The organism is Pseudomonas sp. HS6, from assembly GCF_023375815.1.
Taxonomy (GTDB): Bacteria; Pseudomonadota; Gammaproteobacteria; order Pseudomonadales; family Pseudomonadaceae; genus Aquipseudomonas.
The window spans coordinates 2,986,391-3,006,139 of the sequence record NZ_CP067412.1; the positions used below are offsets into that span (position 1 = coordinate 2,986,391).

At 60.4% G+C, this 19,749-nt stretch carries 20 protein-coding genes; 4 read left to right on the top strand and 16 right to left on the bottom strand.

Annotation, left to right across the window (positions count from 1 at the left end):
* Window positions 1-10: 10 nt before the first annotated feature.
* A complete protein-coding gene (locus JJN09_RS13495; protein WP_249490566.1) occupies window positions 11-877 on the top strand; it encodes a fatty acid desaturase in 867 nt (288 codons plus the stop codon).
* A gap of 44 nt (window positions 878-921) precedes the next feature.
* On the opposite strand, the gene JJN09_RS13500 is transcribed toward JJN09_RS13495, so the two are convergent.
* From JJN09_RS13500 to JJN09_RS13565, 14 genes are all read right to left on the bottom strand, one after another.
* A complete protein-coding gene (locus JJN09_RS13500) occupies window positions 922-1,344 on the bottom strand; it encodes an EamA family transporter (protein WP_249490567.1) in 423 nt (140 codons plus the stop codon).
* A complete protein-coding gene (locus JJN09_RS13505) occupies window positions 1,337-1,711 on the bottom strand; it encodes an EamA family transporter (RefSeq protein ID WP_085730163.1) in 375 nt (124 codons plus the stop codon). Before JJN09_RS13505 ends, JJN09_RS13500 begins: the two co-directional genes overlap by 8 nt.
* Window positions 1,708-2,628: an arginase gene (locus tag JJN09_RS13510; protein WP_249490568.1), complete on the bottom strand. Its 921-nt coding sequence runs from the start codon at window positions 2,626-2,628 to the stop codon at window positions 1,708-1,710. Before JJN09_RS13510 ends, JJN09_RS13505 begins: the two co-directional genes overlap by 4 nt.
* 123 nt (window positions 2,629-2,751) lie before the next feature.
* On the bottom strand, window positions 2,752-3,081 hold the full coding sequence (locus JJN09_RS13515) for a GlpM family protein (RefSeq protein ID WP_249490804.1): 330 nt from the start codon (window positions 3,079-3,081) through the stop codon (window positions 2,752-2,754).
* A gap of 20 nt (window positions 3,082-3,101) precedes the next feature.
* Window positions 3,102-4,430 carry a sigma-54 dependent transcriptional regulator gene (locus JJN09_RS13520; protein ID WP_302852057.1) on the bottom strand — a complete coding sequence of 443 codons (1,329 nt, stop codon included), beginning with the start codon at window positions 4,428-4,430 and terminating at the stop codon, window positions 3,102-3,104.
* Complete coding sequence (locus JJN09_RS13525) at window positions 4,427-6,340, bottom strand: sensor histidine kinase (protein ID WP_249490569.1); 1,914 nt, start codon at window positions 6,338-6,340, stop codon at window positions 4,427-4,429. Before JJN09_RS13525 ends, JJN09_RS13520 begins: the two co-directional genes overlap by 4 nt.
* Before the next feature lie 65 nt (window positions 6,341-6,405).
* Window positions 6,406-7,140, bottom strand: coding sequence for an amino acid ABC transporter ATP-binding protein (locus JJN09_RS13530; RefSeq protein WP_085709475.1), 735 nt, complete (start codon window positions 7,138-7,140; stop codon window positions 6,406-6,408).
* Entirely contained in the window at window positions 7,137-7,808 is a 672-nt protein-coding gene (locus JJN09_RS13535; RefSeq protein ID WP_249490570.1) for an amino acid ABC transporter permease, read from the bottom strand. The genes JJN09_RS13530 and JJN09_RS13535 overlap by 4 nt, the downstream gene beginning before the upstream one ends.
* Window positions 7,808-8,554, bottom strand: coding sequence for an amino acid ABC transporter permease (locus JJN09_RS13540; RefSeq protein WP_065906793.1), 747 nt, complete (start codon window positions 8,552-8,554; stop codon window positions 7,808-7,810). The genes JJN09_RS13535 and JJN09_RS13540 overlap by 1 nt, the downstream gene beginning before the upstream one ends.
* A gap of 193 nt (window positions 8,555-8,747) precedes the next feature.
* Window positions 8,748-9,674 (bottom strand): glutamate/aspartate ABC transporter substrate-binding protein, encoded by a 927-nt coding sequence (locus tag JJN09_RS13545; RefSeq protein ID WP_249490571.1) that lies wholly within the window; start codon window positions 9,672-9,674, stop codon window positions 8,748-8,750.
* A gap of 342 nt (window positions 9,675-10,016) precedes the next feature.
* Window positions 10,017-11,552, bottom strand: a complete 1,536-nt coding sequence (gene glpD / locus JJN09_RS13550) for a glycerol-3-phosphate dehydrogenase (RefSeq protein WP_249490572.1) — start codon at window positions 11,550-11,552, stop codon at window positions 10,017-10,019.
* A 315-nt stretch (window positions 11,553-11,867) separates the two neighbouring features.
* A complete protein-coding gene (locus JJN09_RS13555) occupies window positions 11,868-12,623 on the bottom strand; it encodes a DeoR/GlpR family transcriptional regulator (protein WP_007953179.1) in 756 nt (251 codons plus the stop codon).
* A 95-nt stretch (window positions 12,624-12,718) separates the two neighbouring features.
* The gene (glpK, locus tag JJN09_RS13560; RefSeq protein WP_249490573.1) at window positions 12,719-14,221 is read right to left on the bottom strand and encodes a glycerol kinase GlpK; all 1,503 of its coding nucleotides are present in this window, start codon (window positions 14,219-14,221) and stop codon (window positions 12,719-12,721) included.
* 78 nt (window positions 14,222-14,299) lie between these two features.
* Window positions 14,300-15,151: an MIP/aquaporin family protein gene (locus JJN09_RS13565; RefSeq protein WP_249490574.1), complete on the bottom strand. Its 852-nt coding sequence runs from the start codon at window positions 15,149-15,151 to the stop codon at window positions 14,300-14,302.
* A gap of 361 nt (window positions 15,152-15,512) precedes the next feature.
* Here JJN09_RS13565 and ybaK point away from each other — a divergent pair, with 361 nt between their 5' ends.
* Window positions 15,513-15,983 carry a Cys-tRNA(Pro) deacylase gene (gene ybaK, locus JJN09_RS13570; protein ID WP_249490575.1) on the top strand — a complete coding sequence of 157 codons (471 nt, stop codon included), beginning with the start codon at window positions 15,513-15,515 and terminating at the stop codon, window positions 15,981-15,983.
* An 89-nt stretch (window positions 15,984-16,072) separates the two neighbouring features.
* Window positions 16,073-16,855, top strand: a complete 783-nt coding sequence (locus JJN09_RS13575; RefSeq protein ID WP_249490576.1) for a PhzF family phenazine biosynthesis protein — start codon at window positions 16,073-16,075, stop codon at window positions 16,853-16,855.
* Window positions 16,856-16,906: 51 nt separating this feature from the next.
* Here JJN09_RS13575 and JJN09_RS13580 read toward each other — a convergent pair whose 3' ends face one another.
* Both JJN09_RS13580 and argF read right to left on the bottom strand, forming a co-directional pair.
* Complete coding sequence (locus JJN09_RS13580) at window positions 16,907-18,016, bottom strand: ABC transporter ATP-binding protein (protein ID WP_085606758.1); 1,110 nt, start codon at window positions 18,014-18,016, stop codon at window positions 16,907-16,909.
* The gene (gene argF, locus JJN09_RS13585; RefSeq protein WP_096818463.1) at window positions 18,013-18,933 is read right to left on the bottom strand and encodes an ornithine carbamoyltransferase; all 921 of its coding nucleotides are present in this window, start codon (window positions 18,931-18,933) and stop codon (window positions 18,013-18,015) included. The genes JJN09_RS13580 and argF overlap by 4 nt, the downstream gene beginning before the upstream one ends.
* Before the next feature lie 393 nt (window positions 18,934-19,326).
* Between argF and JJN09_RS13590 the strand changes: the two genes are divergently transcribed.
* On the top strand, window positions 19,327-19,617 hold the full coding sequence (locus tag JJN09_RS13590) for a hypothetical protein (protein ID WP_249490577.1): 291 nt from the start codon (window positions 19,327-19,329) through the stop codon (window positions 19,615-19,617).
* Window positions 19,618-19,749: the final 132 nt, after the last annotated feature.

Here is a 19,749-nt window from a genome sequence, read left to right on the forward strand (position 1 = left end):
GATGTTCTTCATGGCTCGCCCTGTTTATCGTCTGCTGGCCCACTCGCTGTGGGACCTGATTCCCATCGCGCTCGGCCTGGCTCATTTCGCTTTTGTCGTGTGGCTGGTCACAGCCTTTCACGCGCTGTCCTGGTGGGCGTTGCTACCGCTGGCGCTGGGCTATGCGGTGAGCCTGTCGTGGAGCATCAACAGCATTTCCCACAACCAGATTCACAACGCCTACTTCACCCCGGCGTGGCTCAACCGCGCCTTTGACCTGCTGCTGTCGGTGACCATCGGTTTCTCCCAGACCCTCTACCGCGATATCCACAACCGCCATCACCGGGGCAACTCGGACCGGCCAAGGGCGGATGGCAAGACCATCGATCCGTTGTCGATCTACCAGCGGGGCAAGGACGGCCAGCCAGAGAATCCTTGGGCTTACACCTTCCTGAGTTTCTTTCGTGACGACCCCAAGCCGATCTACGACGAGATGCGTCGCAAGCGTCCCGACGATGCGCGTTGGGTCAAAGTGGAGATCGGCGTAACCGTGGCGTTTTACCTGGGGCTGGCGGCCTACGACTGGCGGGCGGTGCTGGTGTTGTTGCCGTTCTGGTATCTGGGCCAGGCGCTGTCATCGCTCAACGGCTACTACGAGCATTTTGGCGGCAACCCGGATTCGCCGATCGCCTGGGGCGTCAGCGCCTACAGCCCGCTCTACAACCTGTTGTGGATGAACAACGGCTACCACGCCGAACACCACTATCGGCCGAAAATGCACTGGACCCGGGTCAAGGCGTTTCACCGGGAAATTGCCGGGCAGCAGCGGGAGGCAGGAGTGAAGGATATTCCGGTGGCCCATGGCCTCGGATTTCTGGTGGCTCATCGCAAGGACTGAATCGCAAAGCCGTGGGAGCCGACAGGCTCCCACAATCGTTTTCCTCAGTTTTCCTCGCCCTCGGCCATCAGTGCAATGCCGCCCATGATCACGGCCACGCCCACCCAGTGCAGCGCACTGATCTGCTCTCCCAGCCCCAGCCAAGACCCCAGCAACACGCCGACGAACACCAGCGAACTGAGCGGGAACGCCAGGGACAGGCTGCTGCGTCGCAGAATCAGCATCCAGACAAAGAACGCGCCGATGTAGCAGGCAATCGCCACCAGCACGCCCGGTGCCTGGGCGACGTTGAGCAGCCATTGCAGGGTGAAGTCCATCTGCCCCAGTTGATCGCCGCCGACCTTGGTCGCGATCTGCCCGCCACTTTCCAGAATAATCAGCAACGCCCAGAGCACCACCGTGCCGAGGCGGCCGTGAAGCCAATCCATCGAGCCATTCCTTTTGAGTATCAGTTGAGAATCAGGCATGGCCGACACACACGAGCATCACGCCCGCCGTAATCACCAGTGTGCCCATCCAGCGACGTCGGCTGACGGTCTCGCCGAGGAACAGCTTGCCGGCCAGCACCACGCCGCAATACGCCAGTGCGGCGGCGGGAAATAACAGGCTCAACGGCGCCCGGGACAGTGCTTCGAGCCAGACAAAAAACTCGATCACGTAAGCGCCGATCCCACACCACAACAGCGGCGCATTGAACACCTGCCCCCAGAACGCGCCCAGCCGAAAACCGCCCTCAAGCTCAGGCAAACGGTCCAGGCCGAGCTTGAAACAGAGCTGGCCGATCACGTCGAGCACGATGGAAAACGCCACCAGCAAAATCACGGTCAAGGTCATGGGAACAGCTCCTCGAACAACTCGATCAGCGCCTGATTGGTCGCCGAGTTGCGCAGCAGATCGGTTTCGCTCCAGCGTTCGGCCGGCGGCTGATCGGATTTGGCTTCCCAGCGTTTGAACGCGTTGCTGAAGGCCGGGCGGGCGAACTCGCCACAGATGTCGATGCCGATGATGCGTTTGCTGGCGGCCAGGCTGCGGATCGCCTGGAGCAAATGGCTCAGGCGCATCTGGCCTTGATCCCAATTGGTCGCGGCGTCTTCGCTGGCCAGCACGTCTTTGTCAATGGTGATCCACACCGCCTCCGTGGGCAGGCTGGCGATCATCTGATCGAGAAACGCCGTCCAGTCCTGATCGGCCAGGTTGTGCCAGTGCAGCAGGTTTTCCTGTTGCTGATGACCGGCGCCATCGCCCACCCGGCCCCAGACTTTCGACGGTGGGTGCTGCCACGGGAACAGCTGCAACACACCGCGTTTGAGGGCACCGAGATTGCCGCCCTTGATCTGCGGATTTTGCAGATCGTCGCTGCACGGCCCGAGGGTGACGATGCGGTCGATGTTCGGCAGTTTCAGCGCCTGATTGACCCACGAGCCGCAGTGGCGACGGGGGGCGAAGTGAACCCAGTCGGGATGATTGTCGAAGTGGATCAGGCTCACCGGCTCGGGCAGGTCAGTCAGGAAGGCCGGTGTCAGATGGTGATAGTCGCCGGAACCGACGAAAAAGATTTCCGGTGCCGGGCCGCTGTGCCGGGGCCGCTCACGCAGGCGTTCGACGAAACGACGGAAGGTTCGTTCGCTGGACCAGAGCCGCAGTTTCGGGCCGAGGTCGAGCAGGTCCAGGCGTTTGGCGCGGCCGCTGTCGAGCAGCCGCATGATGGACGCCTGGCCTGTCAGGCTGTGGTCGAGGTCTAAAATATTCAAGGTCGCAATTCACCCTTGGCAGACCCTCCCAGACACCGGCCTCATCGAACATGAGCGCCGGCCGGGCGGGCTTTTGGGGGTAAATGCAAGGGCCGGGCCAGGCCCTCTGCCACACGGCAGTCGTCAGGCGTGCAGGCGTACCCAGACGCTGACCAGTACCGTCGCCGCCATCAGCCATGCGACAGCGGCTACGGCCAGTGAAGCTTCCAGGCGCAGCCGGTCAACCATCACGTACAGCGTCGCCAGGTATACGAAGTACGGAATGATCGACCACATGCCGAATACGATAGTGGTCTTCAGGTCGTCGACCGAGCGGCCCTTGCCGACGATGTAGTGGGCGATCAGGGCGAAGGTCGGGAACAACGGCACCAGGCCGGCGATGTAGTAGTTTTTGGTCTTGGCCAGCATGGCGAGAATCACGACCACCGCCGCACCGATCATTGCCTTGAAAATCAGGTCCACATCGTTCTCGCTTAATGGCTCAGGCCGTATTTTTTCACTTTGTCGAACAGCGTGGTCTTGGCCATGCCCAGTTCGAGGCTGGCCTGGGTCAGGTTGCCGCCGCTGCGTTGCAAGGCATCGCTGAGCAGGTTGCGTTCGAAGGCTTCCACCGCTTCGGCGAACGCCAGGCCCTGGCCTGCGTTACCCGCGCCGGTTTTCTTGAACGCCGGCAAGCCGAGGGCAAAACGTTCGGCGACGTTGCGCAGTTCGCGCACGTTGCCCGGCCAGTCGTGGCTCATCAGGCTGGACAGGGTCTGGTTGTCCAGCTCCGGCAATGCGCGGTCGAAGCGCAGGGCCGATTGCTGGGTGAAGTGTTCGAACAGTTGCAGGATGTCTTCGCGGCGCTCGCGCAAGGGCGGCAGCTCCAGCGTCACCACGTTGAGGCGGTAGTACAAGTCGCTGCGAAATTCCCCGGCCTTGCTCGATTCGTCGAGGTCGGATTTGGTCGCCGCGATCACCCGGCAATCCACCGCCACACTTTGGTTCGAACCAAGGCGTTCGAGGGTGCGTTCCTGCAACACACGCAGCAATTTGATCTGCAACGGCAGCGGCATGCTTTCCACTTCGTCGAGGAACAGCGTGCCGCCGTCGGCGTGTTCGATCTTGCCGATCCGCCGTTTGCCGGCGCCGGTGAAGGCGTTGGCCTCGTGACCGAAGATTTCGCTTTCGAACAGGTTTTCCGGCAGGCCGCCGCAATTCAGCGCGACGAACTGTTTGGTGTGGCGGCGGCTGAAGTCGTGCAGGCAACGGGCGACCAGTTCCTTGCCGGTGCCGGTTTCGCCTTCGATCAACACGTTGGCCGAGGTGTCGGCGACGTTGGCGATCAGTTCGCGCAGGTTCTGCATGGCTGGCGAGCGACCGATGATCCGTCCTTCAAGCGAATCACGTTCAGCCAGTTGCCGACGCAGGGACGAGACTTCGCGAGCCAGGCTGCGTTGCTCCAGCGCACGCCGGGCGACGTCCACCAGCCGCTCCGGGGAGAACGGTTTTTCCATGAAGTCGTAGGCGCCTTTCTGCATCGCGCCGACGGCCATGGAGATGTCGCCGTGACCGGTGATCAGCACCACCGGCAGGCTGCGGTCGCGTTGCTTGAGACGGGTCAGCAGTTCCAGGCCATCGATGCCGGGCAGGCGGATGTCGCTGATGACGATGCCGGCGAAGTTGTCGCCGACCCGCTCGAGCGCTTCTTCGGCACTGCCGACGCCGATGCAGGGAATGTCTTCCAGGGTCAGGGCCTGCTGGCAGCCGAGCAGCACATGGGGATCGTCTTCGACGATCAGCACACTAAGGTCGTTGTTCATATTGGCTCGGCAGGAGTAGGGCTTACCAACGGTAAACTGAGGACGAAGGTGGTACCACCGCTGGCCGGGTGTTCGACACCCAGATGTCCGCCGGTGGCGGCGGCGAGGCTGGCCGACAGGGTCAGGCCGAGGCCAAGACCCTGTTCGCCGGGTTTGGTGGTGAAGAACGGCTCGAACAGATGCTTGCGCGCCTCAGCATCGATGCCGTGGCCGTTGTCGCGTACCCGCAGGCGATATTTGCCATCGAATTCTTCGCCTTCCAGCCACAGTTCCGGCAGCGGTTGTGCCTGCATGGCGTCGAGGGCATTACCGATCAGGTTGACCAGAATCTGTTCCAGCCGCGTCTGGTCGATCTGCACTTGCACATCAATGAACTGACGATGCACTTGCAGAGAGGCAGTTTCGACACGGGCACCGAGTACTTGCAGTGCGGCGTCCACGGCTTTGCCGAGGCTGGCCCGGCCCTTGTCGTCGCCGCGCCGGGCGAACGAGCGCAGGCTGGCGGTGATCCGGCCCATGCGGTCGATCAGGTCATTGATGGTTTTCAGGTTGGTACTGGCGACGTCGAGCTGACCACGTTCCAGAAAGCGAATCGTATTGCCGGACAAGGTGCGCATCGCGGCCAATGGCTGGTTCAGTTCGTGGGCGATGCTGGTGGACATCTGGCCGATGGCTGCGAGTTTGCCGGCCTGCACCAGTTCGTCCTGGGCCCGGCGCAAGGTTTCTTCGGCCTGACGCCGTTCGCGGATCTGACTCTTGAGCCTGTCATTGCTGGCGCGCAGGTCGGCGGTGCGTTCGGTAATCCGACGCTCCAGCTGATTGTTGGCTTCCTGCAAGGCTTCCCGGGCGGCGAGGCGGGTGGCAATGACCTTGCGGCGCTCGTTCCAGGCAATCAGCAAAAACGCCACCAGCGCAAAGGCGACCGCCACCAGAATCCCCTGATTGATCGCTTCGCGTCGCAGGTCCTGCAACGGTGTCAGCAGGGTGAAACTCCAAGGTGTGTCGCTCAGTGGCCGGGTTTGCGCCAGGTAACTGATGTTTTCCTGATCGCGTTCCTGTTGCGGCTGGACTTCGCTGTTGGCCGGGAAGGTGAGTTTTTCCACGCCTTCGGCGAGAGTTTCCCGGGCCAGCGGTTGCAGTTCGTTGAGCGGGAACCAGTAATACTGGAGGCTGCGGGCGAGTTTTTCCTTGGTCTCGTCGCTCAGCGGTACTACGGATTTCAGGCGACGGGCCGGATCGCTGGAAAGGATGATGATGCCGTTCTCGTCACTGACGAAGGCCTCCAGCCGCGCCCGTTGCCAGCGCTCTTCCATGGCTTCCATGCGAACCTTGACCACCGCGACGCCGATGATTTTGCCGTGTTCTTCCAGTCCGTGGGCGAGGTAGTAGCCGGGTTCGCCGTTGGTGCTGCCGATCCCGTAGAAACGTCCGGGCTCGCCACGAACGGCTTTCTGGAAGTAGGCGCGGAACGACAGGTCTTCGCCGAGGTAGCTGTCGACATCGCGCCAGTTGCTGGTGGCCATGACGCGGCCGGTGGTGTCCATGACGTAGATGGCCCGACTGCGGCTGCGCCGGTTGAGGCCTTCCAGGTAATCGTTGACCGTTTGCCGGTGTTCCGGGGTCGGGTCGTCCAGCAACTGCGAAACGCTCGATTCGAGTTCCAGCAGGCTGGGCAGGTAGGTGTATTTGCTGATTTCGCTTTCGACGGCGCGGGCATTCAGTTCGAGCTGACGCTGACCGTTTTCGCTGAGGCTGCGAATGCCATAGCGCTCACTGATCCCGAAGCCGGCATAACCCAGTCCGACCATCAGGATGATGATCAGCGGCGGCAGGAACAAATGGCGGATCAGACGGGGTTTCACGGCAAGTGATGGCTTTGTTGCGCGATAGAGATTGGGGTCGCATTTCATCACAGATGCCTTGGGTCAACCACCCGGATTCCCCGACAGTTGCTGTCGGGGAATCCGGCAGGTTTTTAGTGCTGCAGGATTTTCTCGAGGAAATGCTGCGCGCGTTCGGAGCGTTGGCTGATGTCGCCGAAGAACTCTTCCTTCTTGCAGTCTTCGATGATCTTGCCGGCATCCATGAAGATCACCCGGTCGGCCACTTTGCGGGCGAAACCCATTTCGTGGGTCACGCACATCATGGTCATGCCTTCGTGGGCCAGTTGCACCATCACGTCGAGCACTTCGTTGACCATTTCCGGGTCCAGCGCGGAGGTCGGTTCGTCGAACAGCATGACGATCGGGTCCATCGCCAGCGCACGGGCAATCGCCACACGCTGTTGCTGACCGCCGGACAGTTGGCCCGGGTGCTTGTGGGCGTGAGCCGACAGACCGACGCGATCCAGCAGTTGCAGACCTTTCTTGGTCGCCTCTTCCTTGCTGCGGCCCAGCACCTTGATCTGCGCGATGGTCAGGTTTTCGGTGATGGTCAGGTGCGGGAACAGCTCGAAGTGCTGGAACACCATGCCGACGCGCGAACGCAGTTTCGGCAGGTTGGTCTTCGGATCGGCAATCGACGTGCCGTCGACCACGATGTCGCCTTTCTGGAAAGGCTCCAGCGCGTTGACGCACTTGATCAGGGTCGACTTGCCCGAACCGGACGGACCGCAGACCACGATCACTTCACCTTTTTTGACCTCGGTGCTGCAATCGGTCAGCACCTGGAAGTCCCCATACCACTTGTTGATGTTCTTGATAGAGATCATACGGCGAACCTTTTTTGCAGACGCTTGACCAGCAGCGAGGCGGAAAAGCTGATGATGAAGTAGACGACACCGGCAAAGATCAGGAACTCGTTGGAGCGTCCGATGATGTCGCCGCTGGAGCGGGCGGAGTTGAGGAAGTCCACCAGGCCCACGGTGTAGACCAGCGAGGTGTCCTGGAACAGGATGATGCTCTGTTGCAGCAGCAACGGGGTCATCTTGCGAAACGCCTGGGGCAGGATGATCAGGCGCATGGTCTGGCCATACGTCATGCCCATCGCTTGCGCGGCGCCCATCTGGCCCTTGGGAATCGACTGCACGCCGGCCCGCACGATTTCACAGAAGTACGCGGCTTCGAACATCATGAAGGCCACGACGCAGGAGGTGAACGCGCCGATCGGGGTGTCTTCGCCGGTGATCCAGCGCAGCACGAACGGCACCGCCAGGTAGAACCAGGTGATGACCAGCAGCAGCGGGATCGAGCGGAAGTAGTTGACGTAGGCACCGGCCACGCGTGACAGCAGCTTGTTGGACGACAGGCGCATCAGCGCGAGGATCGTACCAAGAGCGATGCCGCCGACCACGCCCATGACCATCAGCTTCAAGGTCATGAGCATGCCGTTCCACAGGCCCGGGATGGCAGGGATGATGCCACTGAAATCGAGTTCCATTATTTACCCCCCACGGAGATCAGGCCGGGCACGGCGACTTTTTTCTCGACCAGACGCATCAGCAGCATCAGGCTCATGTTCAGGGTGAAATAGATCAGGGTGGCCAGGGTGAAGGCTTCAAACAGGTTGGCCGAGAATTCGGCGGTCTGTTTGGTCTGGGCCAGCAATTCCATCAGACCGATCAGCGACGCCACGGAGGAGTTCTTGAACACGTTCAAAAATTCCGAGGTAAGCGGCGGAATGATGATCCGGTAGGCCTGGGGCAGCAGCACGTTCCAGTAGATCTGCGGCAGCTTGAAACCCATGGCGCGGGCGGCGGATTCCTGGCCACGCGGCAGCGCCTGGATACCGGTGCGAACCTGTTCGCAGACGCGCGCAGCGGTGAACAGGCCCAGGCACACGACAACGCTCAGGTAGGCCGAGGTGGTCGGGTTCAGGTCCTGCTTGTACCAGTCCTGCAGGTTTTGCGGCAGCAGATCGGGTATCAGGAAATACCAGATGAACAGCTGAACCAGCAGCGGCACGTTACGGAACAGTTCCACATAGCAGGTCGCGATGCCCGATACGATGCGGTTTGGCACGGTGCGCATGACCCCCAGAATGGAGCCAAGCAGCAAAGCGATGATCCATGCCACGACAGCGATGGCTATGGTCCAGCCCAGGCCGGCGATGTACCAGTCGAGATAGGTCTCACTGCCCACGCCGGTGGACTTGAAGAACACGCCCCAGTCCCAGTTGTAATTCATTAGGGTCTCCCCTCGATTCGATCGATGTACAAGTGCCCGCCTGGGGAAGCTCCGTTCCCAGCCTGATCTTGACGGTCAGGCACACGCGGTCGGCTCGAAAACCGCACGGTCGAGTGTTCCAGATTGATACCAGCAGGTAGTAACAGATGCCTGAGGGAGCTGGGCCCCTCAGGCGACAAGGTTAGATCAGGTGTCAGATTTTTACGTCTGGCGCAGGCTTGTCGCTCGGATTGGCGATCAGCTCTTTAACCTTTTCACTCATCGGGAAGTTCAGGTTCAGGCCTTTAGGCGGGACCGGGCTCTCGAACCACTTGCTGTAGATCTTGTTGATCTCGCCGGATTTGTAGAGGGCGACGATGGCGTCATCGACAGCCTTCTTGAAGGCCGGGTCGTCTTTGCGAACCATGCACGCGTAGGCTTCGAAGGACTGTGGAGTACCGGTGATGACCCAGTCGTCCGGCTTCTTCGCCTTGGCTTCTTCGCCGGCCAGCAGGGCGTCGTCCATCATGAAGGCTACGGCGCGGCCGCTTTCCAGCATCTGGAAGGATTCGCCGTGGTCTTTGGCGGAGATGACGTTCATGCCCATCTGCTTGTCGGCGTTCATCGCCTTGATGATGCGCTCGGACGTGGTGCCGGCAGTGGTCACAACGTTTTTGCCTTTAAGGTCGGCAAAGTCGTTGTAGGACGGCTTGCCTTCCTTGTCTTTCTTGACCAGCAGACGGGTGCCGATTTCGAAGATGTTGACGGTGAAGTCGACTTGCTGGGCGCGTTCGGCGTTGTTGGTAGTCGAACCGCACTCGATATCCACGGTGCCGTTCTGCACCAGCGGGATACGGGTTTGCGAGGTGACCAGATTGTATTTGGCGTTCAGATCAGGTTTGTTCAGGTCTTTTTTCAGCGCTTCGACGATAGCGACCTGAATGTCGTGGGAGTAGCCCACGGGTTTGCCCGAAGCATCCGCGATGTAGGAAAACGGAATCGAGCTGTCGCGGTGACCCAGGGTGATGGTGCCGGAGTCGTTGATCTTCTTAAGGGTGCCGGTAAGTTCGGCAGCGAAAACTGGTGTGCTGATCAGAGCGGCAGCAATGGCTGCGCCCAGGATATGGGGAACGATGCGCATCAAATTTTCCTCGACATTGTTTTTTTTATGGAGCCGGTTGAGCGGGCCCTTTTGTGCTTCGAATGCCTGACGGCTCCCGTCGTGTTGGCGCGACAGGCATTCGTCGAAGGAGTGTAGAGCATGAGTCGTGCCAGACCAGTTGCTACAAGTTAACTTATTGATTTATTTGAATATTAATGTTTTGTGAAGGTGTTTTTCTATGTTTCTGATCCGGTTATCCGAATCGACTGACAGGTCGCGTTCGGAAAACCGAACAGCATTCGTCATCCCGCGTTTCAGCCAAGATGCAAAAAGCCCCTGAATCTCTCGATTCAGGGGCTTTTCGTTCTACGGGCGGATCGATCAGGCCGCTTCGATCTTGCGGTTCTGCTCGACCTTGTTCAGGTACGCCGCGAGTTTTTCCTGTTCGTCCGGGGTCGTGAACAACCCCAGTTTGCTGCGGCGCCACAGGATGTCGTGCGCGGTGGTGGCCCATTCTTCGCTGCACAGGTAATCGACTTCACGGGTGTAGAGACCGCCGCCGATGTGCTCGCCCATGTCGGCGAGGGTGTCCACGCCTTCGAGCATGCGCCAGGTGCGGCTGCCGTAGGTGGTGGCCCAGCGGCGGGCGATTTCGGTCGGCACGAAGTCGAACTTGTCGCGGATCAGCGCGCTCAGGGCCTGCGGCGTGGTCATGTCTTCGCCGCCGGGCAGGGTGGCGCTGGCGGTCCAGCTCGGGCGCATCTGCGTGAAGTAAGGCATCAGTTGCGCCATCGCCGATTCTGCGAGTTTGCGGTAGGTGGTCAGCTTGCCGCCGAACACCGACAGCAGTGGCGCTTCTTCGGTATTGCCGGACAGCGCCAGGGTGTAGTCGCGGGTCACGGCCGAAGGGTTATCGGACTCGTCGTTGCACAGTGGGCGTACGCCCGAGTAGCTGTGCAGGATGTCTTCGCGGCTGATCTGCTTCTTGAAGTGGGCGTTGACCACTTTGAGCAGGTAATCGGTTTCGCCGTCGGTGATCGCCACTTTGGCCGGATCGCCGGTGTATTCGCGGTCGGTGGTGCCGATCAAGGTGAAGTGGTTCAGGTACGGAATGGTGAAGACGATGCGCTGATCTTCGTTCTGCAGGATGTGCGCGTGTTCACCTTCGTACAGCTTCGGCACGATGACGTGGCTGCCCTGAATCAGGCGGATGCCGTACGGCGATTCCATCTTCAGGTCGTCACGGATGAACTTGGCGACCCACGGGCCGGCGGCGTTCACCAGAGCCTTGGCGGTGATCGAAAACAGGCTGCCATCGGCGCGTTCCAGGTTCAGGTGCCACAGGCCTTTGGCACGACGAGCGCTGACGCAACGGGTCTGGGTGTGGACATGCGCGCCTTTCTCACGGGCAGCCATGGCGTTCAATACGACGAGGCGGGCGTCATCGACCCAGCAGTCGGAGTATTCGAAGCCTTTGGTGATTTCACTTTTCAGCGCGCTGTCGGCGCCAAACTTCAGGCTCTTGGAACCTGCGAGTTTTTCGCGCTTGCCCAGGTTGTCATAGAGGAACAGACCGGCGCGGATCATCCATGCCGGACGCAGGTGCGGTCGGTGCGGCAGCACGAAACGCATCGGTTTGACGATGTGCGGGGCCTTGGCCAGCAGCACTTCGCGCTCGGCCAGGGCTTCGCGCACCAGACGGAATTCATAATGTTCGAGGTAGCGCAGGCCACCGTGGATCAGCTTGCTGCTGGCCGACGAGGTGTGGCTGGCCAGGTCGTCCTTTTCGCAAAGGAACACCGAAAGACCGCGACCGGCGGCATCCGCTGCGATCCCCACGCCATTGATCCCGCCGCCGATGACGGCGATGTCGTAGATCTCGGAGATAGGGGGCGTACGCAAGGTAGATGTGGACATCGGCTGGCCTCGGGCTCTTTTGATTTTCTGTCTTGGAAATCGAACATGAATGTTCATTTGCGAAAATGGTAGCCCATAAAGACGCGCACAGCCAGTCGACTTCGATTGAAAAAACTCATCGAAGGGCGGAGAAAAGAAAATATTCGAACATGAAATGCGCGTCTGAGCGCGGATGTCGGCGCTTGTGCGATCGCTTTCGCGGGCAAGCCCGCTCCCACAGGACTTCGTCGTTCACGGAACTGATGAACGCAACAGGCACTGTGGGAGCGGGCTTGCCCGCGATGGCGTCAGTGAAGACGCCGATCAAAGGATGGGTTAAACGACTTCGAGGCGAATCTTGTGCTGGCTCAACAGTTGCGCCAGGGCTGGCACCGGCTGTTGATCGGTCACCAGGCAATCGATCAGGCTGATCGGGCCGAGGCGGATCATCGCGTTACGGCCGAACTTGCTGGAGTCCGCCGCCAGAATCACCTGCCGGGCATTGGCAATGATCGCCTGGGACACGCGCACTTCCTGATAATCGAAGTCGAGCAGGCTGCCGTCTTCGTCGATGCCGCTGATGCCCACCAGCGCAAAGTCGACCTTGAACTGATTGATGAAGTCCACACTCGCCTGACCCACCACGCCGCCATCGCGACGGACATTGCCGCCGGTGAGCAGCACATCGAAATCATCCTTGGCGCTGAGCATCGAGGCGACGTGCAGGTTGTTGGTGATGATTTTTAGATGACTGTGATTGAGCAGGGCGCGGGCGATGGATTCGGTGGTGGTGCCGATGTTGATGAACAGCGAGGCGTGATCGGGAATCTGTGCGGCGATGGCTTCACCGATGCGTTGTTTTTCATCGCGCATCTGATCGGCGCGCATCGCATAGGCGGTGTTTTCGACGCTGGAATCATAGGCCGCGCCGCCGTGGTAGCGACGCAGCAGATTGGCTTCCGCGAGCTGATTGATGTCGCGGCGGATGGTTTGCGGGGTAACAACGAACAGCGTGGCCATTTCCTCGATGCTCACATAGCCGCGTTCGCGGACCAGCTCGAGGATTTGCTGCTGACGGGGAGGCAGATTCATGGGGCTTCCTTTGGGCTGCCGTGCAAAATTTGCCCATGATGCCGCAGGAATCACCTCCCGACCAGTTACAACCAGATACGAGTACTCAGGTTGGCTTATTCAGCGTCTTCACGTGCCCAGTCACGGGTACGGCTGACGGCTTTTTTCCAGCCTTTATAGAGCTTCTCTTTTTCGACTTCGTCCAGGCTCGGTTCGAATTCGCGTTCGATCACAGCCTTGCCGCGCAGTTCTTCCAGACTGCCCCAGAAACCGCACGCCAGACCGGCCAGGTAAGCTGCGCCCAGCGCCGTGGTTTCGCGCATTTGCGGGCGCTCGACCTGAGTGCCGAGGATGTCGGCCTGGAACTGCATGAGGAAGTTGTTCGCCACTGCACCGCCGTCCACGCGCAGGGCTTTGAGGCGTTCGCCGGAGTCCTGTTGCATGGCGTCCAGTACGTCGCGGGTCTGGTAGGCAATCGACTCCAGCGCAGCGCGGATGATGTGATCCACACGCACGCCGCGAGTCAGGCCGAACAGGGCGCCACGGGCATACGGGTCCCAGTACGGAGCGCCGAGGCCGGTGAAGGCTGGCACGAGATAAACGCCGTTGCTGTCCTTCACTTTATTGGCGAAGTACTCGGTGTCGTGGGCGTCGTTGATGATTTTCAGTTCATCGCGCAGCCATTGCACGGTCGAACCGCCGTTGAACACCGCGCCTTCCAGCGCGTAAGCCACTTCGCCGCGCGGGCCGCAGGCGATGGTGGTGAGCATGCCATGCTGGGACTTCACGGCTTTGTCGCCGGTGTTCATCAGCAGGAAGCAACCGGTGCCATAGGTGTTTTTCGCCTGGCCCGGCTCGACGCACATCTGGCCGAACAGCGCAGCTTGCTGGTCACCGGCGATACCGCCGATGGCGATGCCGCTCTTGGTGCGACCGTAGATTTCCGACGACGCTTTCACTTCCGGCAGCATCTCGCGCGGGATGTCGAGGATCTCCAGCATCTTCGCGTCCCACTCGAGTGTGTGGATGTTGAAGAGCATGGTGCGCGAGGCGTTGGTGTAGTCGGTGACGTGGACCTTGCCACCGGTGAATTTCCAGATCAGCCAGCTGTCGACGGTACCGAACAGCAGTTCGCCGTTGCGCGCACGTTCGCGGCTGCCTTCGACGTTGTCGAGGATCCACTTCAGTTTGGTGCCGGAGAAGTACGGGTCGGTGACCAGGCCCGTGGTGTCACGGATGTATTCTTCGTGGCCGTCGCGCTTGAGCTGCTGGCAGATTTCGGTGCTGCGGCGGCACTGCCAGACGATCGCGTTGTAGACCGGGCGGCCGGTGGTCTTGTCCCAGACCACGGTGGTTTCACGCTGGTTGGTGATGCCGATGGCGGCCACCTGGTCGTGATGCAGACCGGCCTGGGCCAGCGCTTCGACCATCACTGCGCTCTGGGTGGCAAAGATTTCCATCGGGTCGTGTTCGACCCAACCGGCTTGCGGGTAATGCTGGGCGAATTCGCGCTGCGCGGTGCAGACCACGTTCGCATCGCGGTCGAAAATGATCGCGCGGGAGCTGGTCGTACCCTGATCGAGGGCAATGATGTAGTTCTTATTCTGAATGTCGGTCATGTCGATTGCCTTGGACGAAATAAGGGAGAGTGGGCCGTGGCGCGGGCTCGAAATGGGCAGGAGCCCGCGCCGACTGTTTCAAGAAGTTCTTGGTTTGCCGTCAATGGCCGGTTCTGCATCCTTTGTAGCAGGTGTGGCGCTGGTCAGGTGACGGGCAATCAGCCCGCGATACCCGGCAGCGCCGAGGCAGGCACCGACAATCGGTGCAAAAATCGGAATCAGGAAGTACGGGATTTCACGTGCGCCGGTGAAGGAAATTTCACCCCAGCCCGCGAAGAAAGTCATCAGTTTCGGACCGAAGTCACGGGCCGGGTTCATCGCGAAACCGGTCAGCGGGCCCATCGAGCTGCCGATCACGGCAATCAGCAGGCCGATCAGCAGCGGCGCCAGCGGGCCTTTCGGCAAGCCGTTGTTGTCGTCGGTCAGGGACATGATCACGCCCATCAGGATCGCCGTGATGATCACCTCGACCAGGAACGCCTGGGCGGTCGACAGCGCAGGGTTCGGGAAGGTGGAGAACACCGACGCCAGTTCCAGGCTGGCAGTCGAGCCACGAACCATATGGTGAGTTTGTTCGAAATCGAAGAACAGGTTGCTGTACAGCGTGTAAACCAACAGCGCGCCGCAGAAGGCGCCGGCGACCTGGGCGAGGATGTAAAACGGCAGTTTGCGCTTTTCGAAGTCGGCGAAAATGCTCAGGGCGATACTGACGGCAGGGTTCAGGTGCGCACCGGAAACTCCGGCGGTGAGGTAGATCGCCATGCTGACGCCGACGCCCCAGATGATGCTGATTTCCCACAGGCCGAAGCTCGCGCCCGCGACCTTGAGCGCGGCGACGCAGCCCGTACCGAAAAAAATCAGAAGTGCAGTACCCAGAAACTCGGCCAGGCACTGGCTCGAGAGCGATGGTTGCTGTAACGCAGTTGTCATTGAAAACCTCGGTTTTTGTTGTTGTCTGGCGCGTTTGCCGACAGGGCAAGGCGCGATTTTCGCCGGGGCAGGATCCCCATCCTGTTCCCGGTTTACTGCTGGGTGCTGCGGTGACGATAATTCTTACATTATTCAGATTCGAAAAAATATAGACAAGAAACAAAGCTGTCAAAGGTCGAAAGTGAACCATCAGTCACAAATAAACTATCAGCCATGTGAATGATCCTGCGGGTCACTCGCCCGACGATGCAGTTATCGGCCTGCAAGCCCCGGGAAACGTGGCGCGTAGTAGAGCCTTTTGCCGGGCGATGACCTAGAATCCGGCGCAGGATTTTTTGCCACTGCCGAGCCCGGAGCTGCCATGACCCCTGCGTTGGACTTGTTGAAAAAAGTTCGTGCCGAACATCACGTGCACAGTTACGAACATGACCCAAAGGCCGCGTCCTACGGGTTGGAGGCCGCGGAAAAACTGGGGTTGGAGCCGGCACAGGTGTTCAAGACACTGCTGGCGGCCAGTGAGAAGGGTGAGTTGCTGGTGGCGGTGGTGCCGGTCGTCGGAAGTCTTGACCTCAAGGGGCTTGCCCACGCCGCGGGAGTGAAAAAAGTCGAGATGGCCGACCCGGCTGCCGCGCAACGTTCCACCGGTTACCTGTTGGGCGGCATCAGTCCGCTGGGGCAGAAAAAACGCCTGCGTACCTTTATCGATAATTCCGCCCAGGCTTTTGCGACCATTTATGTCAGTGCCGGTCGGCGGGGGCTGGAAGTGGAACTGGCACCGGCGGTATTGGCGGAACACACCCAGGCGAAATTTGCCGACATCGGTCGCCCTTGACCTCTGTATGAAGAAAATTGGCAGGCGCTGTCACTGGCGCTGATCCGGCCGGCGCTGCATGCTCTTTCGACTGACACAGGGAGAAGGTTATGCAGCTCGAGTTTCATCAGGTCGACGCGTTCAGTGATCGGCCGTTCAGCGGTAATCCGGCGATGGTCTATCGGCTCGACGCGTGGCTCGCGGACGAACTGATGCAAAAGATCGCCGCCGAACACAATCTGGCGGAAACTGCGTTTCTGGTGCGCGAAGGCCAGACCTGGCATATCCGCTGGTTCACGCCGACCACCGAGGTGCCGCTGTGCGGGCACGCGACGCTGGCTAGCGCCTATGTGTTGTTCGAGATCTATAAGGAAACGGCCGAGCGTCTGGATTTCACCTGCAAGTCCGGGCCGTTGAGCGTCAGCCGCGAGGGTGACAGATTGTGGCTGGATTTCCCGGCCATTGAGGCGATGGAGAAAGGCGTTACCCTGGAAATCGAGCGGGCGTTGAATGTCCAGGCAGTGGATGTTCTGAGTTCCAACGAACTGTTTGTGGTGCTGGAGTCCGAGCAGGCGGTGCTCGATTGCCAGCCGGACATGGTCGCTCTCGCCAAACTGCCCTGGCTGGGTGCGATCGTCACGGCCCGGGGTAATCAGCACGACTTCGTCTCACGCTATTTCGCCCCGGCCATCGGTATCAACGAAGACCCGGTGACCGGCTCGACTCATTGCAGCCTGATTCCGTACTGGGCGAAACGTCTGGGCAAATCCAGTCTCACTGCATGCCAGCGTTCGGCGCGGGGCGGGGAGCTGTTCTGTCGGCTGGAAGGCGAACGGGTGAAGATCGGCGGGAATGCGACGCTGGTGGCCAGCGGCACATTGATGCTGGGCTGAAGCCAAAACAAATGAGGGAGCCATCGGGCTCCCTCATTATTTTTGTGCAGATCAGTGTGCGGTGCTGTAACGGCGGACGCCGTTTTCCACCGCCGGAATCTGCGCAGCGGTGCTGCCGGAGGCCTGGAACAGCACCAGATGTTCCGCCGCCACTCGAATCCCGACATCCGCACCGACCTGATGGTCGGCATGGCTCGGGAAGATCGACTCCAGCTGTGCGCCGGTCGGCAGTTGCAGGCGATACAGGGTCGATGCACCGAGGAATGTCTTGCCGACAATCCGCGCTTTCAACCCACTGTCCGGTGCATAAACAATGTCATCCGGACGCAGCAGCACATCCACCGCACCGCCGATCGGCCAGGTGTAGGCGCGATTGCCGCGCAGTTCGCCAAGTTCGGTGTGCACCGATTCCGGGCTGCCGAGCTGGCCGCGAATGAAGTAACCCTGACCGATGAAACTGGCGACAAACGGCGTCGCCGGCTCGTGGTAGAGGTTATAAGGCGTATCCCACTGCTCCAGCCGGCCTTCCTTGAACACACCGACGTGATCGCTGACGGCAAAGGCTTCTTCCTGGTCGTGAGTCACCAGAATCGCGCTGGTGCCACGGGCCTTGAGGATGTCGCGTACCTCATGGCTGAGCTTGCGTCGCAGCTCGCCGTCGAGGTTGGAAAAGGGTTCGTCGAGCAGCAGCAGTTGCGGCTCAGGCGCCAAGGCGCGGGCGAGGGCGACACGTTGTTGCTGGCCGCCGGACAGTTCGTGCGGGAAGCGCTTGCCGAGGTTCTTCAGGTTGACCAGTTCCAGCAGCTCTTCGGTGACGCGCTCCTTGTTCGGGTGCTTGCGAATGCCGAAGGCGATGTTGTCCGCGACGCTCAGGTGCGGGAACAACGCGTAATCCTGGAACACCATGCCGATCCGGCGTTTCTCCGGGGCGAGGGTGAAACCGGCACTGGAGATCACTTCACCGCCGAGAGAAATTTCCCCTTCGTGCACCGGTTCGAAACCGGCGATGGCGCGCAGGGTGGTGGTCTTGCCGCAACCGGACGAGCCGAGCAGGCAACCGATGTCGCCGGCGTTGAGGTGCAGATTGAGGTTCTGCACCACACGTTGATCTTGATAGCCGCAAGCGAGGTTGCGCAGGTTCAGCAGTAATTCATGACTCATGCGTGGTGATATGCCGGTTCGACGAGGAACTCGAGCAGGGCCTTCTGTGCGTGGAGACGGTTTTCTGCCTGATCCCAGGCGACGGAACGCGGGTCATCAAGCAGGTCGAGGCTGATTTCTTCGCCGCGGTGGGCGGGCAGACAGTGCAGAAATAACACGTCTTCGGCAGCCAGGTCGAGCAGGGCACGGGTGACCTGGAACGGCGCGAACAGCTTGAGGCGCTTGGCGGTTTCCTCTTCCTGACCCATGGAGGTCCAGACGTCGGTGCTCACCAGATGCGCGCCGCGCACGGCGTCCTTCGGATCGCGGACGATGGTCACGCGATCACCGGCCTTGGCCAGGAATTCAGGGTTCGGCTCATAGCCTTCAGGGCAGGCGACGCGCAACTGGAAGTCGAACTGGATCGCCGCTTCTATATAGCTGTTGCACATGTTGTTGCCGTCGCCGATCCAGGCCACGGTCTTGCCCTGGATCGAGCCACGGTGTTCGAGGAACGTCTGCATGTCGGCCAGCAACTGGCACGGGTGCAGGTCATCGGACAGGCCGTTGATCACCGGCACGCGGGAGTTGGCGGCAAATTCGGTCAGGGTGCTGTGGGCAAAGGTACGGATCATCACCGCATCGAGCATGCTCGACATGACAATGGCGCAGTCGCCGATGGGCTCGCCACGGCCCAGCTGGGTGTCGCGCGGCGAAAGGAAGATCGCCTGGCCGCCGAGCTGGATCATGCCGGCCTCGAAGGAGATCCGGGTGCGGGTCGAGGATTTCTCGAAGATCATCCCCAGGACGCGGTTTTTCAGAGGCTCGAACAGTACGCCGCGGTTACGCAGGTCCTTGAGCTCAACGCCTCGACGGATCACGCTGACCAGCTCTTCGGGCGTGCAATCCATCAGGGAGAGAAAGTGCCTTGCGCTCATCATTGACTACCTTTTTGCTACAAACCGCAGATGCTCAAAGCCTTGTTTACAGGAACAACGGGCGAGACCTGCGGCGTAAGCCGCACGGGGCGACGAAATAGGGGGAGGCGCGATATTGACACTAAATGTCGCGTTTTTCCAATAGGCTACGATTTTTGCGGATTGTGCGGGGGTGACGAGGTCACACGAAGCGCTGGTTTGAAGCCGGATTTCCCGACCTTTGTACACTGGCGCCGCAGGGCTTGGCAATCAGGCGGGGCGGGGATGGAGCAGACCTGGTCGGTTTGCGACCGGTCGGCCATGGATTCGCTGGTCGGATGTCAGACCTGAAACATTTGCTAAAGCAAAGTGCTGAGTTATAAATAACTCACGAGCGACGCAGGAAGCCTCCGCATGGAATCGAAAGAAAAACTGTTAATGGAATTGCTGGGCCACACGGCACGCTCACTGACTCATCTGACCGCATCCGTTACCTCCTTGTCCTTCGAACTGCTGCGCAGTGAAGACGACGTGGTCAAGACCGCCGGCCGCCACATGATCGATCGCATGGCTACGATCAGCACCGGGCTCGACGAGCATTGGCGCCTGATCGGCGAACTCACCGGGGTACACGTCGCCCACGAGCAGATCGAAACCATCCAGGAAATTCAGCTCGCACCGCCGCCGCAATTGCCCTCAAGTTGATTGCGCCGGGCTATCGGCTCGCCTGATGGTCGCCGATTCACAAGACGAACGTCGCTGGCGCCGCGCCCGGCCAGGCGCCATAGTTTTGTTCCCGCAGGCGTTATTGCCTGCCCAGAACAAGACAGAGACTGG

Coding starts and splice junctions, on each gene's coding strand:
- JJN09_RS13495 (WP_249490566.1), top strand. CDS start 11: ATGGCTCGCCCTGTTTATCGTCTGCTGGCCCACTCGCTGTGGGACCTG.
- argF (WP_096818463.1), bottom strand. CDS start 18,933: ATGAGCGCAAGGCACTTTCTCTCCCTGATGGATTGCACGCCCGAAGAG.
- JJN09_RS13565 (WP_249490574.1), bottom strand. CDS start 15,151: ATGACAACTGCGTTACAGCAACCATCGCTCTCGAGCCAGTGCCTGGCC.
- JJN09_RS13540 (WP_065906793.1), bottom strand. CDS start 8,554: ATGAATTACAACTGGGACTGGGGCGTGTTCTTCAAGTCCACCGGCGTG.
- JJN09_RS13580 (WP_085606758.1), bottom strand. CDS start 18,016: ATGAGTCATGAATTACTGCTGAACCTGCGCAACCTCGCTTGCGGCTAT.
- glpK (WP_249490573.1), bottom strand. CDS start 14,221: ATGACCGACATTCAGAATAAGAACTACATCATTGCCCTCGATCAGGGT.
- JJN09_RS13590 (WP_249490577.1), top strand. CDS start 19,327: ATGGAATCGAAAGAAAAACTGTTAATGGAATTGCTGGGCCACACGGCA.
- JJN09_RS13525 (WP_249490569.1), bottom strand. CDS start 6,340: ATGAAATGCGACCCCAATCTCTATCGCGCAACAAAGCCATCACTTGCC.
- JJN09_RS13530 (WP_085709475.1), bottom strand. CDS start 7,140: ATGATCTCTATCAAGAACATCAACAAGTGGTATGGGGACTTCCAGGTG.
- ybaK (WP_249490575.1), top strand. CDS start 15,513: ATGACCCCTGCGTTGGACTTGTTGAAAAAAGTTCGTGCCGAACATCAC.
- JJN09_RS13505 (WP_085730163.1), bottom strand. CDS start 1,711: ATGACCTTGACCGTGATTTTGCTGGTGGCGTTTTCCATCGTGCTCGAC.
- JJN09_RS13500 (WP_249490567.1), bottom strand. CDS start 1,344: ATGCCTGATTCTCAACTGATACTCAAAAGGAATGGCTCGATGGATTGG.
- JJN09_RS13520 (WP_302852057.1), bottom strand. CDS start 4,430: ATGAACAACGACCTTAGTGTGCTGATCGTCGAAGACGATCCCCATGTG.
- JJN09_RS13535 (WP_249490570.1), bottom strand. CDS start 7,808: ATGGAACTCGATTTCAGTGGCATCATCCCTGCCATCCCGGGCCTGTGG.
- JJN09_RS13555 (WP_007953179.1), bottom strand. CDS start 12,623: ATGAATCTGCCTCCCCGTCAGCAGCAAATCCTCGAGCTGGTCCGCGAA.
- JJN09_RS13575 (WP_249490576.1), top strand. CDS start 16,073: ATGCAGCTCGAGTTTCATCAGGTCGACGCGTTCAGTGATCGGCCGTTC.
- JJN09_RS13545 (WP_249490571.1), bottom strand. CDS start 9,674: ATGCGCATCGTTCCCCATATCCTGGGCGCAGCCATTGCTGCCGCTCTG.
- glpD (WP_249490572.1), bottom strand. CDS start 11,552: ATGTCCACATCTACCTTGCGTACGCCCCCTATCTCCGAGATCTACGAC.